The organism is Stenotrophomonas sp. PS02301 (assembly GCF_029959485.1).
Taxonomy (GTDB): Bacteria; Pseudomonadota; Gammaproteobacteria; order Xanthomonadales; family Xanthomonadaceae; genus Stenotrophomonas; species Stenotrophomonas maltophilia_Z.
In genome coordinates, this window is the sequence record NZ_JASCOO010000080.1 from 1 (window position 1) to 18,012 (window position 18,012).

12 protein-coding genes and 1 riboswitch are annotated in these 18,012 nt (G+C 66.9%); of the genes, 7 read left to right on the plus strand and 5 right to left on the minus strand.

Annotation, left to right across the window (positions count from 1 at the left end):
* Positions 1-230: 230 nt before the first annotated feature.
* A complete protein-coding gene (gene gcvP, locus QMX81_RS16265; protein WP_282263041.1) occupies positions 231-3,110 on the minus strand; it encodes an aminomethyl-transferring glycine dehydrogenase in 2,880 nt (959 codons plus the stop codon).
* A gap of 88 nt (positions 3,111-3,198) precedes the next feature.
* Positions 3,199-3,300: riboswitch (glycine riboswitch) on the minus strand.
* A gap of 281 nt (positions 3,301-3,581) precedes the next feature.
* On the opposite strand from gcvP, the gene QMX81_RS16270 reads away from it, so the two are divergent.
* From QMX81_RS16270 to QMX81_RS16280, 3 genes are all read left to right on the plus strand, one after another.
* Positions 3,582-4,805, plus strand: a complete 1,224-nt coding sequence (locus QMX81_RS16270) for a multidrug effflux MFS transporter (RefSeq protein ID WP_121038818.1) — start codon at positions 3,582-3,584, stop codon at positions 4,803-4,805.
* Between the two features lie 157 nt (positions 4,806-4,962).
* Positions 4,963-5,856: a siderophore-interacting protein gene (locus QMX81_RS16275; protein ID WP_282263045.1), complete on the plus strand. Its 894-nt coding sequence runs from the start codon at positions 4,963-4,965 to the stop codon at positions 5,854-5,856.
* Between the two features lie 80 nt (positions 5,857-5,936).
* Entirely contained in the window at positions 5,937-6,323 is a 387-nt protein-coding gene (locus QMX81_RS16280) for a hypothetical protein (protein WP_121038811.1), read from the plus strand.
* Positions 6,324-6,419: 96 nt separating this feature from the next.
* Here the strand turns inward: QMX81_RS16280 and QMX81_RS16285 are convergent, their stop codons facing one another.
* The 4 genes from QMX81_RS16285 to QMX81_RS16300 form a co-directional block, all read right to left on the minus strand.
* Positions 6,420-8,414, minus strand: coding sequence for a M2 family metallopeptidase (locus QMX81_RS16285; RefSeq protein WP_121038808.1), 1,995 nt, complete (start codon positions 8,412-8,414; stop codon positions 6,420-6,422).
* A gap of 397 nt (positions 8,415-8,811) precedes the next feature.
* Positions 8,812-10,464, minus strand: coding sequence for a phosphoethanolamine--lipid A transferase (locus QMX81_RS16290; protein WP_282263052.1), 1,653 nt, complete (start codon positions 10,462-10,464; stop codon positions 8,812-8,814).
* Positions 10,461-11,231, minus strand: a complete 771-nt coding sequence (locus QMX81_RS16295; RefSeq protein WP_121038802.1) for a phosphatase PAP2 family protein — start codon at positions 11,229-11,231, stop codon at positions 10,461-10,463. The genes QMX81_RS16290 and QMX81_RS16295 overlap by 4 nt, the downstream gene beginning before the upstream one ends.
* Positions 11,232-11,332: 101 nt before the next feature.
* Complete coding sequence (locus tag QMX81_RS16300; protein ID WP_121041186.1) at positions 11,333-13,042, minus strand: glycosyltransferase family 39 protein; 1,710 nt, start codon at positions 13,040-13,042, stop codon at positions 11,333-11,335.
* A gap of 131 nt (positions 13,043-13,173) precedes the next feature.
* Here QMX81_RS16300 and QMX81_RS16305 point away from each other — a divergent pair, with 131 nt between their 5' ends.
* From QMX81_RS16305 to QMX81_RS16320, 4 genes are all read left to right on the plus strand, one after another.
* Positions 13,174-13,875 (plus strand): response regulator transcription factor, encoded by a 702-nt coding sequence (locus QMX81_RS16305; protein ID WP_121038799.1) that lies wholly within the window; start codon positions 13,174-13,176, stop codon positions 13,873-13,875.
* Positions 13,862-15,193 (plus strand): HAMP domain-containing sensor histidine kinase, encoded by a 1,332-nt coding sequence (locus QMX81_RS16310; protein WP_121038796.1) that lies wholly within the window; start codon positions 13,862-13,864, stop codon positions 15,191-15,193. The genes QMX81_RS16305 and QMX81_RS16310 overlap by 14 nt, the downstream gene beginning before the upstream one ends.
* Before the next feature lie 114 nt (positions 15,194-15,307).
* Positions 15,308-16,558, plus strand: a complete 1,251-nt coding sequence (locus QMX81_RS16315; RefSeq protein WP_121038793.1) for a DUF819 family protein — start codon at positions 15,308-15,310, stop codon at positions 16,556-16,558.
* Between the two features lie 264 nt (positions 16,559-16,822).
* Positions 16,823-17,959 (plus strand): DUF3103 family protein, encoded by a 1,137-nt coding sequence (locus QMX81_RS16320; protein ID WP_121038790.1) that lies wholly within the window; start codon positions 16,823-16,825, stop codon positions 17,957-17,959.
* The last annotated feature ends 53 nt before the right edge of the window (positions 17,960-18,012 follow it).

Genomic DNA, 18,012 nt, shown 5'->3' on the forward strand with positions numbered 1-18,012 from the left:
GGTGTGTGGGTTGGCGGGACCATGAGCGCCATGGATGGCGCGACATGAGCCTCCATGGATGGATTCACGGCGTGTCCCGCGAACCCACACACCCCCGCCCAGCCTGCAGAATCCAAAGGCGGCTCTCCTCCACGGCGCGCAGGAGCCGGGAGACGGGGAGTCGGCAGCAGCCCATAACAAAAACGGCCCGCTTGCGCGGGCCGTCTGCTGTTGCGTCAGGGCAGGGAGGCTTAGACCTCCACGCCCTCGTCTTCCTTGTACGCATCGACCGGGATGCAGGCGCACATCACGTTCTTGTCGCCGTAGACGTTGTCCACGCGTGCCACCGGCGGCCAGTACTTCTGCTGGCGCAGGCTGGCCAGCGGGAAGGCCGCCAGCTCGCGCGGGTAGGCGTGGGCCCACTCGCTGGCCGAGACCGCCGTGGCGGTGTGCGGTGCGTGCTTGAGCGGGTTGTCCTCGCGGTCCAGTCGCCCGTCTTCGATCGCGGCGATTTCCTCACGGATCTGGATCATCGCGTTGATGAAGCGATCCAGCTCGTGCAGCGATTCGCTCTCGGTCGGTTCCACCATCAGCGTGCCGGCGACCGGGAAGCTCAGGGTCGGGGCGTGGAAGCCGAAATCGATCAGGCGCTTGGCCACGTCCTCGGCGCCGATGCCGGAGGTCTTCTCCAGCGGTCGCACGTCCAGGATGCACTCGTGCGCCACCAGGCCGTTGCGGCCGGTGTACAGGGTCTTGAAGTGCGGGGCCAGGCGCTTGGCGATGTAGTTGGCGTTGAGCAGGGCCACCTGGGTTGCCTTGCGCAGGCCGGCGGTACCCATCAGCGTGATGTACATCCAGCTGATCGGCAGGATCGAGGCGCTGCCGAAGCTGGCCGCGCTGACCATGCCGACATCGCCTTCGCCGCCCAGCACCTTCGGCAGGAACGGGGCGAGGTGCGACTTGACCGCACACGGGCCGACGCCCGGGCCACCGCCGCCGTGCGGGATGCAGAAGGTCTTGTGCAGGTTCAGGTGCGAGACGTCCGAGCCCCACTTGCCGGGCTTGGCCACGCCGACCAGGGCGTTCATGTTGGCGCCGTCGGTGTACACCTGGCCGCCGTGCTTGTGCACGATCTCGCAGATCTCCACCACCTCTTCCTCGAACACGCCATGCGTGGACGGGTAGGTGATCATCAGCGCGGCCAGGCGGTCGCTGTACTTCTCCGCGTTGACCCGGATGTCCTCCAGGTCGACGTTGCCGTTGGCATCGGTCTTGGTCACCACGACTTTCATGCCGCACATCTGGGCCGAGGCCGGGTTGGTACCGTGCGCCGAATCCGGGATCAGGCAGACGTCGCGATGGCCTTCGCCGCGCGAGCGGTGGTAGGCGCGGATCGCCAGCAGGCCGGCGTACTCGCCCTGCGCGCCGGAGTTCGGCTGCAGGCTCACCGCGTCGTAACCGGTGCACTCGACCAGCATCGCTTCCAGGCCGTCGATCAGGTCCTTGTAGCCGGTAGCCTGGTCGGCCGGGGCCAGCGGATGGATGTTGGCGAACTCCGGCCAGGTCACCGGGATCATCTCGGCGGTGGCGTTGAGCTTCATGGTGCAGCTGCCCAGCGGGATCATGGTGCGATCCATCGCCAGGTCCTTGTCCGCCAGCGAACGCAGGTAACGCAGCAGTTCGTGTTCGCTGTGGTGGGTGTTGAACACCGGGTGGGTCAGGAAGGCGCTGGTGCGCACCAGATCGGCCGGCAACGCATCGGCGGTGGCCGCATCGAGCGCGTCCACGTCGACGGTCGCACCGAACAGCTGGCCCAGCGCGATGATGTCGGCGCGGGTGGCGGTTTCATCCAGGCTGATGCCGACCGCATCGCTGTCGATCGCACGCAGGTTGATGCGCGCCGCCGCAGCCTTGTCGTGGATCGCCTTGGCGTCCACATCCTTGACGTGCAGGGTGTCGAAGAAATGCTCGCCGACATTCACGCCGGCGCCGCGCAGCGCGGCGGCCAGGATGCTGGCCAGACGGTGGGTGCGACGGGCGATGCGGGTCAGGCCTTCCGGGCCGTGGTACACGGCGTACATCGAGGCCATCACCGCCAGCAGCACCTGGGCGGTGCAGATGTTGGAGGTCGCCTTCTCGCGACGGATGTGCTGCTCGCGGGTCTGCAGGGTCAGGCGGTACGCGGCGTTGCCCTGCGCATCGACCGAGACACCGATCAGGCGGCCCGGCATCGAGCGCTTGTAGGCGTCGCGGCAGGCCATGAAAGCGGCATGCGGGCCGCCGAAGCCGAACGGCACGCCGAAGCGCTGCGAGTTGCCGACCACGATGTCCGCACCCCATTCGCCGGGCGCGGCGATCAGGGTCAGTGCCAGCAGGTCGGTGGCCACGGCGACCAGGCCACCGCGCGCGTGCACGGCATCGGCCAGCGCCTTGTAATCGCCGATATGGCCGAAGGTATCCGGGTACTGCAGCAGCACGCCGTAGGCTTCGGCTTCCATCGCCTCGGCCGGGGTGCCCACGCGCAGCACGATGCCCATCGGCTCGGCGCGGGTGCGCAGCAGTTCCAGCGTCTGCGGGTGCACGGCGTCGTGCACGAAGAAGGTATCGGACTTCGACTTGGCCGAACGCTTGGCCAGGGTCATCGCTTCGGCGGCGGCGGTGGCCTCATCCAGCAGCGAGGCGTTGGCGATCTCCATGCCCGTGAGGTCGGCGCACAGCGTCTGGAAGTTGATCAGCGCTTCCATGCGGCCCTGCGAAATCTCGGCCTGGTACGGGGTGTAGGCGGTGTACCACGCCGGGTTTTCCAGCACGTTGCGCAGGATGACGTTCGGGGTGAGCGTGCCGTAGTAGCCCTGGCCGATGAAGGTGCGGAACACCTGGTTCTTGTCGGCGATGGCGCGGATCTTGGCCAGTGCCTGCACTTCGGTCAGCGACTCGGGCAGGTCCAGCGGTGCCGGCGATTTGATCCCGGCCGGGACGATCGCATCGGTCAGTGCGTCCAGCGAGGCGTGGCCGACCACATCGAGCATCTGCGCGATTTCGGCGTCGTTGGGGCCGATATGGCGTTCGACGAACGCGTGGCTGTGTTCAAGCTCGCGCAGGGAGGGGGTGTTCTGGGACATGGCTGGCATCTCGGAGAGTGGGCACGCACGTTCGGAAGGCGGCCGGGCCAGGGCGCGTCGCGGGCGACAGCGATCCACCGGACCTTGCGGTCTTCCTGGGTGCCCCTCTGTCCTTTTGCCTGAGAGTTTAAAAGCGCGCATCGGCGTGCTTCGTGCCCCTTCGGCGCCGGCATTCGCCGGTCTCTCCAGAGTTTTGGTACGGGTGGTATCGGGCCTGAGCGATTACGGGCGTTGCGCCTTCGGCAGCGGGTGTCCGCTTCTCCCACCATGTAGCGCGGCGATTATAGCCCAGCCGTTTCGGGCACTGGGCCTTTCCGGCACATGAATACGCAGCCGCGCAGGACCCCGGAAACCCGGCCCGGGCATGGTGCCGGGGGCGGCAAAGGCCTATGATCACTGGATCCTCGTATTCATCTGGCGCCGCCCGTTCCGGGCCAGGCGCCCGCCGTGCAGTGCGCATGGCCGCTGACGGAAGCCCGCATGACGCCCGCCTCACCCTCGACCCGCCGCTTGGCCCTGCTGCTCGCAGGCCTGGCGATGTTCGGTCCGTTCTCGATCGACACCATCTTTCCCGCCTTCCTGCTGCTGGGCGACCGCATGCAGGTGGACCAGGTCGCGGTGCAGCAGACCATCAGCGTGTACCTGCTGTTCTATGGGCTGATGAGCCTGGCCCACGGCCCGCTCTCGGATGCGTTCGGCCGCAAGCGGGTGATCATCGGTGGGCTGGTGCTGTTCATCGGCGCCTCGATCGGCTGTGCGCTGTCGCGGGACATGACCACGTTGCTGGTGTTCCGCGCGCTGCAGGGCGTGACGGCCGGTGTGGGTGTGATCGTCGGCCGCGCCGTGATCCGCGATCTGTACCACGGTGCCGACGCGCAGCGCTTGATGAGCCAGGTCTCGATGATCTTCGGCGTCGCCCCGGCGATCGCCCCGATCATCGGTGGCTGGATCCTGCTCGGCGGCGGCGACTGGCCGTTGATCTTCTGGTTCCTGGTGCTGTTCGGCGTGGTGTTGCTGCTGGCCACCGGCAAGTGGCTGCCCGAAACCCATCCGGTCGAGGCGCGCACGCCACTGTCGATGCGGGAACTGCTGCGCAGCTATGCGCGGATGGGTTCCAATGCGCGCCTGCTGCGTCTTGCTGCAGCCGGTGCGTTCAATTTCTCCGGCATCTTCCTGTATATCGCCTCGGCGCCGGTGTTCGTGATGCAGCACCTGAAGCTCGGCGAAGGCGGATTTGCCTGGTTGTTCATTCCCACCATCGGCGGCATGACCGTGGGCTCGTTCCTGTCCGGGCGCATGGCCGGGCGGATCGTGCCGCAGCGACAGATCGCGATCGGGTTTGCGTTGTGCGCGGTCTCGGCGCTGTTGAACTTCGGCTACGTGGCATCGGTACCGCAGATCGCGCTGCCGTGGGCGGTGATGCCGATCTTCCTGGGCGGCGTCGGCATGGCCTTGATCTTCCCGATCCTGGCGCTGGCCGTGCTGGACATGTACCCGCATCAGCGCGGCCTGGCGTCCTCGATGCAGATGTTCATCCAGCTGATGATCAACACGGTGGTGGCCGGCGTGGTCTCGCCGATGCTCAGCAGCAGCCCGATGCACCTGGCCTTGGGCTACGCGGGCTTCTTCGCCATCGGTGCCGTCTTCTGGTACTGGGAGCGGCGCTGCGAACGCCGCCGCGACCTGCTCACGCCCATCGAGTGAGCCGCATGCATGCCACGCCTGCACACAACGCAGGCGTGGCGGCATTGCCATTGCGCGACTGCGGCGTATCCTGTGCCTTCGCCAGCCAGTTCGTGCTCCACGACAGCCAATACGCTCCCCTGCGGACGCCGCGTCCGCCGCAACTCAGGGTGATTGCATGGCTGCCCATCAGACCTACCGCCTGTTCGATGTCGCGCTCAAGCAGCGCACCGTTCTCTCTCCGTCGCTTACCCGCATGGTCTTCGCTGCGCCCGATGTGGCCAACATGAAGACCGACGGGCCGGATCAGCGTATCAAGGTGTTCTTCCCGCTACCCGGCCAGCCAGCCCCCGAGGTGCCGCAGGGCGAGGACTGGTACGCGCGTTATCGCGCGCTGCCCGACACCGAGCGTGCGCCGATGCGCACCTACACCATCCGTGCGCTGCGCCCTGAAGTGGGCGAAGTTGATGTCGATTTCGTGCTGCACGGCGAGACCGGCCCCGCCTCGCGTGTGGCCATGCAGGCACGTGTCGGCGATCGGGTCGGACTGCTGGCGCCCGATGCGCGGGTCGAGCACAGCAGCGAGGGCTACGAGTGGAAGCCGCCGGCGCAGGTGAAGCGCGTGCTGTTGGTGGCCGATGACACTGCGCTGCCAGCCGTGGCCGGCATTCTGGAAGACTTGGCGCAGTGGCCGCAGCCGCCGGACGTGCAGGCCTTCCTGGAGGTGGAGCACGAGGCGGATGTAATGCCGCTGCAGGCACCGCCCGGTGCGCAGCTGTTCTGGCTGGCCCGCGAGGGCGCCGCGCATGGTCAGCGGCTGCAGGACGCGGTACGGGCCCGGGTCGGTCCCTCCGGTACGCGCCATGGTGAGCAGGAACTGGCCGAGATCGACATCGATCAGGACATCCTGTGGGAGCAGGCCAGTGCGCCGGGCGGCGGGCTGTATGCCTGGGTCGCCGGCGAGGCCGGCGCGGTGATGGCGGTCCGCCGGCACCTGGTCAAAACCTGTGGTATCGACCGCCAGGCCATCACCTTCATGGGCTATTGGCGGCACGGCAAGGTCCTGGATTGAGAGGGCCGCCCGTGCTGCGATACGGGCTCGCCAGGGTCCGTGCGGTATCCTTGGCGCTTTGCCGCAGTCCGGATTTCCCCATGTCGACCACCTCCAAACTGCGCCGCGACATCCGCCGGCGCCGCGAAACCCAGGCCGCCAACCGCGAGCAGGCCGCCACCCCGCCGGTCGAGCCGCATGCCGAACTGCGCGACCAGCAACGCACGCTGCTGGCCGGTGTGGTGCGCCGCGAGGGTGAGTGGGTGCTGGGCATGGACGGACGCATCGCGGGGCAGACCACCAGCGCGGCACGCGTGCTGGCCTTGATCATGCAGGCCGCCGAACTGCACGAGCGGCAGGGCACGCCGGTCCGGTTGGTGTACTCGGATGCGTTGAAGGATGCCGCGCACGCCGAGGCCAAGGCCGACGGCATGGACTTCGAGCAGTTCAAGACCGAGCTGGCGGCCGCCCTGAAACCCACGTCGTAGCGCCACGCCCTGCGTGGAAGCGCATGAAAAAACCGGCCTTTCGGCCGGTTTTTTCGTTGCGGGCTGCGGCCGGGCGGGCCCGGCCCAACCCACGGGTTACGGTGCCGCGCGCGCCGTCGGTGCGGCCGGGGCCGCAGCGGTGGCCGCCGGCACCTGCCAACCGCACATCTGGCCCTGGTTCTGCTGCTTGAGCCATTCGTTGACCGGGGTGAAGTACTCGATCATCGGGCCGGCATCGAGTTTGTCGCCGCCGGTGATTTCCTTCAGCGTGGCCTGCCACGGCTGGCTGGCGCCCTTGCTCAGCATGGCCCAGAACTTCTGGCCGGCTTCCTTGTTGCCGTAGAAGCTGCACTGATGCAGCGGACCCTTGTAACCGGAGGCATCGCACAGGCCCTTGTAGAACTGGAACTGCAGGATGCGCGCCAGGAAGTAGCGGGTGTACGGGGTGTTGCCCGGCACGTGGTACTTGGCGCCCGCATCGAAGAATTCCTCACCGCGCGCGCTGGCCGGGGCCACGCCCTGGTACTTGGCCTTCAGGTCCCACCACGCCTGGTTGTAATGGTCCGGGGTGATCGAGCCATCGAACACGCCCCAGCGCCAGCGGTCGATCATCAGGCCGAACGGCAGGAACGACACGCCGCTCAGGGCCATGCGCATCTGCGCGTTGATGGTCGCCTCGCGGCTTTCCTGCGGGGCGTCGACCAGGCCGATCGAGTTGAGGTACTGCGGCGTCATCGCCAGCACGATGGTGTCGCCGATCGCTTCATGGAAGCCGTCGTTGGCACCGCCCTGGAACAACGGCGGCAGCGGGTTGTAGGCCAGGTCGTAATAGATATGACCCAGCTCGTGGTAGATCGTGGTGAAATTCTCTTCGTTCGGCTTGATGCACATCTTGGTGCGCACGTCGCCTTCCATGTTCATGTCCCACGCGCTGGCGTGGCAGACCACGTCACGGTCCAGCGGCTTGATGAACTGGGTCTTGTCCCAGTACGACTTCGGCAGTGCCGGCATGCCGAGCGAGACATAGAAGTCCTGCGCGCGCTCGGTCATCTGCTTGGCGGTACGCAGTTCGGCCTCACGCTGCGCCTTGTACAGCGCTTCCACGTTCGCGCCGCTGCCGGCCTTGGCCAGTGCGCCACTGAGGTTGGTCTGGTACTGCTTTTCCAGTGCGGCGGTGATGTCCAGGTTGCCGGCACCGGGATACGGTTCCAGCTGGTCCCACAGGTTGGACCAGTCCTGCTGCCACATGTTGCCGGTCAGGTGCGCGGCGATCAGGCCGCCGTTGACCTCGGCCTTGTCCTTGCCGTACGTGGCATCGAGCTTGGTACGGGCATAGCAGTGCAGCTGCTCGTACATCGGCTTGACCTGGTCCCACAGCCGGTCGGTTTCCGGGCCGATCTGGTCGGCCGGCATGTCGTAGCCGCTGCGCCACATCTGCCCGGCGTCGGCGAAGCCCATTTCTTTGGCACCTTCATTGACCAGGCTGACGAAACGCTCGTAATCAGCGCGCATCGGCTTGGTGGTTCCATGCCAGCCCTGCCAGGCGTCCAGCTGCGCGTCGTAGTCGCGGCTGCGGGCGAGGACCTGTTCCAGATCGCCGAGCTGGCGGCAGGTCTGGGGGTTGGCTTCATCGGTGCAGTATTTGCCGGAGCCATAAGCGCCTTCCATGCGGCTGGCGATGCGGGTCAGCTCGGAGAGCTTGGCCGGGTCGCGCGGGGCGGGCATGGAGGTCATCAGCTTGAGCAGGTGGATCTGGCGCTTGGTGTCTTCGCTCATCGGCTGGCCGTCGTACTGGCCGGCCTGGGCGATCCAGCCGTTGAGCACGGTGAGCCAGCGTTCGTTGGCCTTGGCCGCGACGCGCTCGGAATCGTCATTGATGTAGGTCGAAGACAGCCACTGGGCCGAGGTCATTTCCGGGTACATGGCTTTGTACTCGGCGTTGACGCGGGCGATGAACTGGTCCGCGGTTTCCTTGGACTGGGTGGTGCCCGTGGCCGGTGCATCGGCGGGGGACGGTTCCTTCTGGCAGGCCGCCAGCGTCAGTGCGGCAGCACTGACAGCCAGGGCCAGCAGGAGCGGGCGGTGGTTCACGGGCACATCCTTGGGTGGTGACAGACCGGCGAAGGCTAGTGAAGCGCCGGGCGCACCGCAAGGGGCAGGGCAGCAGGGTTCGGGTGGGATCGTAGCGCCAACGTCAACGGCGTGGCGTCATTGCATCGTGGTTTGGGTCGGTGCGGGCGGGTTGTCGGGACCCGCCGTGAACCCGTCCATGGGGGCTCGATATGCGCCATCCATGGCGCATAACGGTCCCGCCAACCCACCCACACCGCCCCGTCGACAGTGGGTCGGTGCGCATGGGAACAACAACGGCTCGAGACCAACCCACAGCCGAAGCCATCGTCTTTGCTCGACTATCCGCCGACGGACGGTATGGCCTGCCTCGACCAAAACGGAAGAGCGAATAGCTGACAGCAGTGGTCGTTCCGCTTCAAACCTCGCACGACGCAAACAGATCGCGGTCACGTTCATACACCGACGTCTTGACCTGCATCAGCCCCAGCACCGACGGGAACAGATTGTCGTGGTCGGTGTACTTGCCTGCGCGCTCCCGCACGCAGGCCAGGTTGAGCCCGCGGTTGGCGGCGAAGGACGGCGAGAACCACATCGTCATCGGTACGCGGGTCTGCTCCTGCGGGGCGATCGCATACGGCACACCGTGCAGATACAGGCCCTTCTCGCCCAGCGATTCACCATGATCGGAGAGGTAGATCATCGCCGTGTCGTAGTCGTCCATGCCCTTCAGTGTGCCGATCGTGCGCGAGAGCAGGTGATCGGTGTACAACAGCGCGTTGTCGTAACTGTTGGTGATCTGCTCGCGGCTGCACTTGCCCAGGTCCGGCGTATCGCAGGTCGGGGTGAAGCGGCGGAAGCGCGGCGGATAGCGTTCGAAGTAACTCGGCCCGTGGTTGCCCAGCTGGTGCAGGACCACCACGCGGTCACCGGGCCTGGCGCGCACCTGGGTGGCCAGATCGTCGATCAGGATCTCGTCCATGCAGCGCCCGTTGGCGCACAGGGTCGGGTGCTTGGCATCGTCCAGTGCCTGCATTTCCAGGCCCTCGCACACGCCCTTGCAACCGGATTGGTTGTCACGCCACAGCGTGGCAATGCCGGCGTGATCCAGCACGTGCAGCAGCGACTGGTGCGCGCGGATCTTTTTTTCGTCGTAGTCATGCCGTCCATAGGGCGAGAACAGGCAGGGCAGGGAGACTTCGGTACTGGTGCCGCACGAATGCATGTCGGGGAAATTGATCACCCCGGCCTGGGCCAGTTCCGGAGTGGTCTGCTTGGCATAGCCGTTGAGGCCCCAGTTCTGTGCGCGTGCGGTCTCGCCCATCACGATCACCAGCAGGCGCGGGCGGCTGCCCGCGGCACGCGGGGTCACGTTGGCATCCATGCCGATCGGCAGCTTGGGCGCACGCTGGATCGGATTGTCACCGCGCAGCGCCTTGGGCAGGCCGAGCAGGAAGTTCCCGGGCGTGGCCAGGTAACGCACTTCGCGCTGGTTGCGCATCAGCGAGGACATCTCCTGGAAGGAGAGCATCGCCCCGCCGAAGGCGATCAGTGCCGACAGCAGCAGAAAACCGATACGCCACAGAAGGACCCTGCCCAGCGTGCGGCGGCGGAGCTGCACGCGCGAGAGCAGCAGCATCGGTACGAAGGCCAACAGCAGCAGCGGCAGGATCAGGCTCGGCGTGATCAGTTCGCGGCTTTCCTTGTGGTCGGTGGCCAGTACGTTGCGCAGCATGTCCGCATCCAGATAGATGTGGTAACTGCTCATGTAGTGCGCAGCCAGCGCGGTGCCGATCAGCAGCACGCTCAGCACCACCTTGGCATTCCAGCGCCAGACCAGCAGCCCCATCAGCAGGCTGTGCGCGCCGACCAGGAACAGGAACAGCGAGAGGGCGAAACCCATGCTGCCCGGGTGGGTCGCCATTGCGCTGTGCCAGAACAAGCCGTTGCAGGCGACCGCGAAGAACACGCTGGTGAGCAGGATCAAGGTCTCGGTGGTGCACTGCGGGCGCCAGGCGCGCAAGGCAGCCAGCGCCGGGAAGCGTGTAGTACGCGGGAGGGTGGCGCTCATGCCGCGTCTCCCTGCCCACTGACCGGCACCGTGCTGCGTTCGTGCAGCCGGATGCGTTCAACCAGCAGGTACAGGCCCAGCGACACCGCCCAGCAGGTGGCCAGTGTCCACAGATCATGCGACAGGAAATGCGCGCCACGCAGTTGCTGCGAGAACCCGAACACGCCGCCGGCCAGCAGGCCGACCGCCAGGCCGCGCCAGCGCCAGGCGGGGCGCACCATCAAGGCGACGAAGTACAGGCTGATCCACGCAAAGCCAGCGCTGGAGTGCCCACCCGGGAAGCACACCCCGCGCGGCATGCCCGGTGGGCGTGTGGCGAACAGGCCGATGAACTCGCGGGTGCCGCCGTAGCGGGTGAGATCCCACGGGCAGTCCATATTGGTCAATGCCTTGAGCAGCGAGACCAGGCCGGTGCCCAGTGCGACCGCCAGCACCAGGTACAGCAAGGGCCAGCGCCACCCGGCCGCACGTTCGCTGCGCCACGCGTGGAAGCACAGCACGATCGCCACCAGCGCAGCTGCACTGCTGGCCCATTTGCCGGCCTGATGGATCAGGTGAGTGGTGACCCACGCGTTCTGCAGCGCCCACTGCTGCCCTTCCAGGCGATACCACTGGTCGGCCAGCCACTGGTCGCCCCCGGCGCCCATCAGCGCGGCGCTGGCGAGCGCGGTCAACGCCAGCGGAGCCCAGAGGTGATCGCGGAGGAAGCGCGGCGTGGCCGACGCAGCCGGCGCGGAGGAGAGAGCAACGGTGGACGCTGGGAACATGGACAATGGGGCCGGCGGGAGATTCCGGCGCCATGGTCGTCAGCGGGTTGTCGGAGAGGGGTCGGAGCGATGTTGGCCGCCGGTTAAGCGCGACCTTCCGTTCAGTCTTCCTCATCCTGCGCGGTGTCGGTCGCCGTCACGGCGGCATGGCAGTCCGCCTGCCAGGCGGTGCCCGGGAACAGCAGCCAGCGGTTCCGATTGGCGCTGCCGATCTCGATCACCGCCGACGGGTCCACGCAGGGGCTGATCGCCTCATCAAGCACCAGCAGCCAGCGGCGCTGCGGGGCCTGCGCCAACCACGGGCCTGCGGCCTGCCATTGCTGCTCCCACGGCGTTTTGAAGCCGAAATCGGTCACCGGGCGGTCGGCCTGCAGCAGGTTCTGCTCGCGCCAGGCCACCACGCCCAGCTCGGCCTCCGGCCCGATCCGCGTGCCCACCCGCTGCATCACGGCGGACGCGGAGCTGTACGGATCCAGCGTCGGCATCAACACCCAGCCGTACAGATTCCAGAGCAGGAAGGCGGTCGCCACCACCAGTGCGCCCGCGCGCCGTTGGCGCCACCACAGTGCCAAGGCCAGCAGCACCACGCCGAAGGCGATCAGCCAGCCGCCCAATACGGGCAGCAGGGCATCGGGCATGGCACGTCGGGCCAGCTGGAGGTGCGCCCACGCGCTACCGCTCCAGAGCTGTGTGCCGATGTACAGCGCCGCCGTGCCCAGCACCGCGACATACGCCCACAGCAGCCAGCGCAGCCCGGCCCGGCGCAGCAGCCCGGGCAGCAGCGGTGCGGCGGCCAGGCACAGCGCGGGCAGCATCGGGAAGATGTACACCTCGCGCTTGCCCGGGCTGGCGCTGAAGAAGACGAGTACCAGCAGCGCCCACCCCAGCAGCAGCCACCAGCGCCCGTCCAGGCGGTTGAGGCGGCGCCACCACGCGGGGATCAGCGCCGGCAGCAACAGGCTGCCCGGCAACCACAAGGTGACCATCACCTGCAGGTAGTACCAGACGGGCTTCACGTGGTGCCAGGCGTTGGCGTAGCGGGTGCCGGTCTGTTTGAACAGCAGTTCGCGCGCATACGCGTGCAGTGCCGGATCGGACGCGTTGAGCAGGGCGATGCCCAACGGTGCCAGCCAGACCGCCGTGCCGAGCAGGAAGGCCGGCAGCAGCCACCACAGATCGCGCGCGGTGCCCGGCGGCAACGCCGTGCCACGGGCGCGCCAGCGCCACAGGGCAAACGGCACCAGCACCAGCAACGGCAGGAAGCCGACGCCCTTGGTCACCGTGCCCACCCCGGCAGCAAAGCCGGCCAACCACAGCGCCGGGCGGTTGCGGCCCTCCAGCAGGTGGCGCAGCAGCCCCCACAGCGACAGGGTGGTCATCGCTACCAGCACCATGTCGATCTGGGCCCGTTTGGCCATCAGGCCGAACTGCAGGCAGCTGAACAACGCGAGCAGGGCCCACCACCCGACCCGGCGGTTCCACAGGCGCCGGCCCAGGTCCCAGGTCAGCCACAGCGTGAGCAGCGCAGCCAGCAGCGAAGGCACCAGAAAGGCGAGCGCCCAGCCGCCGAACAGCTGGTGGCTGGCGGCCTGCATCCACATGAAGACCGGCGGTTTTTCCGCATACAGTTCGCTGCCGCGGTGGGGCAGCAGCCACTGGCCGGACTCGACCATGGCACGCGCTGCGAGCACGAAACGCGGTTCATCGGGCGGGGAGGGCTGGCGCAGGCCGATGCCGGCGGCCAGTGCCAGCAGCAAGGCAAGGCAGACCAGCACACGCGGCCAGCGCCGCAGGAAGAAGGATTCGGTCACGCCCAGGCTCGTCGGCAAAACAGCCACTGTCTCCCCGACAGCGTAGGAAAAGCGTCGTAAAACCACCCATTGCGACCGGATTCCGACACGGTTCCCGCTACCATGCCTTCAACCGGTCAAGAGAGTCTCCCATGCGGCTGCTGGTCATTGAAGACAACCGTCAGCTGGTTGCCAATCTATTCGATTATTTCGAGTCGCGGGGCCATGTGCTCGATGTCGCGCCCGATGGCGTCACCGGCCTGCACCTGGCCGTGTCGCAGCCCTATGACGCGCTGATCCTGGATTGGATGCTGCCGCGCATGGAAGGCCCGGAGGTGCTGCGCCGGTTGCGTGCTGACCACGGCTCGGAAGTGCCGGTGATCATGCTCACCGCGCGCGATGAGCTGCCAGACAAGATCGCTGGCTTCCGTGCCGGCGCCGACGATTACCTGACCAAGCCGTTCGCGCTGCCCGAGCTGGAAGTGCGCCTGGAAGCGCTGATGGTGCGTGCCAAAGGGCGTAACCCGCGCAAGGTGCTGGAGGTGTCCGACCTCAAGCTGGATCTTTCTACGCTGGAAGCGCAGCGCGACGGCAAGCCGCTGCATCTGTATCCGGCCTGCCGGAAGCTGCTGGAAGTGCTGATGCGCGCCAGCCCCGGCGCAGTCACGCGCCAGCAGCTTGAATTTGCGCTCTGGGGGGATGAACTGCCCGATGGCGATCTGCTGCGCTCGCATGTCTACGAACTGCGCCGCAGCGTCGATGGCCCGTTCCAGCAGAAATTGATCCACACCTTGCCGCGGGTCGGCTACCGCCTCGGCGTGTCGGCTGCGGACAGTGCCGATGAAGTGGCATAAGCGCCCGCCCAATCCAGCGCCGATGCACCGGCGCATGGTGTGGTGGCTGCTGGGCTACCTCGCGCTGATCTCGCTGGCGGTATTCAGCGTGGGCAACTACGTGCACGAACACGCCGAGCACTCGGCATGGCGCGCGCTGCTCAACTCCGAGCTGGACAGCATCGTCAACCACATCGAACACGAGCCGCACTACCGCTGGCAGGATTCGGACACCCTGCGGCTGTTCTACATCAACGGCAGCCCGACGGTGCCGGAGAGCCTGCGCACGCTGCATCCGGGGCTGCACGACGGTGTGGAGGTCAACGGACGCGCCAGCGCGGTGATGGTCCGCGAAACCACGCAGCTGGGGCGGCTGGCACTGGTGCTGGACATCAATGACTTCCATGAGCTGGAGCAGTTCGCCACGCGCTGGGTGCTGCTGGCCGGTGTGCTGATGATCATCGTCACCGTGGTGATGGCGTCCTTCGGCGTCGGTCGCCTGGTACGGCCGCTGAGCTCGCTGGCCCGGCGCATCGACGAGCTGCGGCCGGGTGTTCCCGGGCAACGGGTGGACGTGGACCCACGGGCCAGCTCCGAGCTGTACGTGATCGCCAACGCGCTCAACGACTACCTGGCGCGCAACGAACAGTTCGTTGAACGCGAGCGGATCTTCATCAGCACGGCCAGCCATGAACTGCGCACGCCGATCGCGGTGATCACCGGCGCCTCGGAACTGGCACTCGGCCAGCCGGAGATTCCCGACCGCGCCCGCCAGCAGATGCAGCGGGTGCACCGCACCGCGCAGGGCGTGGAGCAGTTGATCCAGCTGCTGCTGGTGCTGGCGCGCGACCCGGCGCGGCTGGCTGCACTGGGCGAGCGTATCCCGCTGGATCTGCTGGTGCCGGACATCATTGAAGACCATCGTCACCTGATGGGCGACAAGGACCTGCGCATCGAGATCGACGGCCTGGCACGGGTGGATATCGTCGCGCCACTGGGCGTGGTCCAGGCGGCGATCGGCAATCTGCTGCGCAACGCGATCGAGAACAGCGGCCGCGGCACCATCCACATCCAGGTCTCCGGCCAGGCGGTGGTGACCCTGCAGGATCCCGGGCTCGGCATGAGTCCGGAAGAGATCGCGGCGGTACATGCGCGCATGGCGCGGGGCGACCGCAACGAGCAGAGCGGGATCGGCCTGGAGCTGATCGCCCGGCTCTGTGAACATCTGGGCTGGGCGCTGCAGATCGAGCCCTGCGTTCCCCGGGGCACCTGCGTGATCCTCGATCTGGGGGCCTCGCTGCCCGGGCGCAGTGAACGTCCATCGCTGCCTGCGTCGTAATCGTCCTGCTCGCTGCGCCGCAAAGTGTGGCGTCGTGAAGACAATGTTAAGCTCCGGAGGCGCCGCTCTATGCGGCGCTTTTTTTTATCCCTTCGATCGACAGAGGATGGCTTGATGCCGACCGAACCCAGTACTGCCCTGATCACCAATGACATCGTCGGCCTCGGCCTGATCGCCGCCACCCTGGCGGTGATCTTCTGGGCCGCCAGCGGCCCGACCCCGCTCCTCAAGAAGATTTTCGCGTGGGTACCGGCCCTGCTGCTGTGCTACTTCATCCCGGCCATCTACAACACCGCCGGCCTCATCGATGGCCACAACACCTCGCTCTACAACCCGATCGCCCGCGACGTGCTGCTGCCCGCCGCGCTGGTGCTGCTGACCCTGTCGATCGACCTCAAGGGCATCATGAAGCTGGGCCCGAAGCTGCTGGTGATGTTCTGCGCCGGCACGCTGGGCATCATCCTCGGCGCCATCGTGTCGTTCCAGGCGATGTCCTGGATCCACCCGGCCACCGTGGCCGGTGACACCTGGAAGGGCATGGCGGCGCTGGCCGGCAGCTGGATCGGCGGCGGCGCCAACATGGTGGCGATGCGTGAAGTGTTCGGCACCGATGCGACGACGTTCGGCCAGTTCGCCGTGGTCGATGTGGCCTGCGCGAGCCTGTGGATGGCGGTCCTGCTGTTCCTGGCCAACCGCGCCAAGCAGATCGATGCCCGCAGCGGGGCCGATACCCGCGCCATTGATGAGATGAAGGAGCGCATCTCGGCATACGAAGCACAGAATGCCCGCATTCCCAGCCTGACCGACCTGATGGTGATCGTCGGTGTGGGGCTGGGCGGCGTCGGCCTGGCGCATGCCATCGCTGCGCCGCTGAGCAGCTGGTTCAAGGCCAATGTGAGCTGGGCCAGCCAGTTCAGCCTGGACAGCGCGTTCGTCTGGGTGGTGCTGCTGTCCACGGCGCTCGGCCTGGGCCTGAGCTTCACCCGCGCGCGGCGCCTGGAATCGGCCGGTGCCTCGCGTCTTGGCACCCTGTTCCTGTATTTCCTGATCGCCTGCATCGGCATGCAGATGGACCTGCTCTCGCTGCTCGACCGGCCGTGGCTGTTCGCGCTCGGCGCGATCTGGATGCTGACCCACATCCTGGTGCTGTGGATCGCCGCCAAGCTGCTGCGCGCGCCGCTGTTCTTCTTCGCGATCGGTTCGCAGGGCAACATCGGTGCAGCGGCATCGGCACCCGTGGTCGCTGCCGCGTTCCATCCGTCGCTGGCGCCGGTCGGCGTGCTGTTGGGCACCGTGGGCTATGCCACCGGTACCGGCCTGGCGTATGTGACCGGGCTGATCCTGAAATGGATGGCGGGCGCGTAAGCGCGCGCCACGTTGTCGACTCCCGGGGCGGCCTTGATGGCCGCCTCTTTTTTTGGGCGGCGATGACCCGCTGAACGTCATGCGTCTGGGACCCAGGTCACGCGCCGGTGTCAGAAATGGCTGCATGCGACACGAACTGTGAAGGGCGTACGGAATCGTGCTGGCACCGCCGCGTAAGGTCCGTCGGCATGCACTGTGCTGTGCGCCGAACGCGCATGGCATGGATCTTTTGTCGACGGCAGTCGACACCTATCAGGAAGCACGATGAAGACGAAAGACGTGTTGATGTCGGTGATCACCGCCGGCGTACTGATGTTCGCTTCTGTAGTGTCCGTAAAGGCCGCCCCGGGCGAGCGAGGGCATGTGCACGCCGTGGCCGATGCAAGTGCACGCGATGTGGCTGCGTGGCTCGGGCAGCCGGCACGGGCCGGCGCCCTCGTCGCTGCGCTGGCGGCCCACCCCGAGCGCGGGCTGCCGTTGACCGCGGTCCTGGCCGAGAGCGATCCGGGTGGGAACAGCCTGGCGTCGCGGATGCTGTCCGAACGCGATGCTCTGGTCCGCCGATACAAGGGCCTGCCAGCCGCAGATCGCGGTTTGCTGCAGGTCCGCAGCTTCGTGCCTGCCGGGCAGACGCTGAGCGCAGTGGCGCCTGCCGATCTCTGGGTGGCAGTGTTGCCCAAGGGAGACGACCGCACCTGGACCTCCCTGGTGGCCTACGACCGGCACGGGCGTCAGCATCTGCTGGACGCGCAGGTAGCCCCGACCTTCCCGGTATTGATCGTGGACATCGATACCGGGCAGGCAGTCCAGGAAGGCATGGCCCTGATCAATGCCGGGTTGCAGGCGAGGGGACTGCAGTCGGCCGACCGGCTCACGGTGGCCGCCGATGGAGCGACCTCCCTGGATGTCACCCGGCTTGACCGTATCCGCCTGGCCAATGACGGCGAGCCGTGGGCGTTGGGCGGCGCGGAAGTGTTCGCCGTGGTGTCCGGGCTGCAGACAGACAAGGCAGAGCCGGAGATGGCCACGGTGTCACTGCCGTACCTGGACCATGACAAGACCGATTACACCCCGGGCCAACCCTTGGTGATCTGGGGCAACTACCGGTTCGATACCGCCAACGTGCAACTGTTCGAAGACGATGGCGACACCAACTACAAAGACCTGCTGATCGCCCTCACCGAAGGCGTGAAGCTTGCGCTGGGCGCCTTCGCCCCGGAGTACGCGGTGATTGCCGATATCGGCGGCGCGATCCTCAAGGCCATGCCGAGCAGCTGGTTCACCAACGATACCGACTACCTGGACAGTTTCTACCTGCTGCAACGCGGCCAGACCTATACCGGACGGATGGGGGCGGCGAACAATGCACAGGTGACGTTGAGCCCCCTTACGCTCCAGTAGCGCCGGCCGCTGGCCGGCTCCCCTCGAGGCCTGTCGCAGGCAGTGGCGAACGC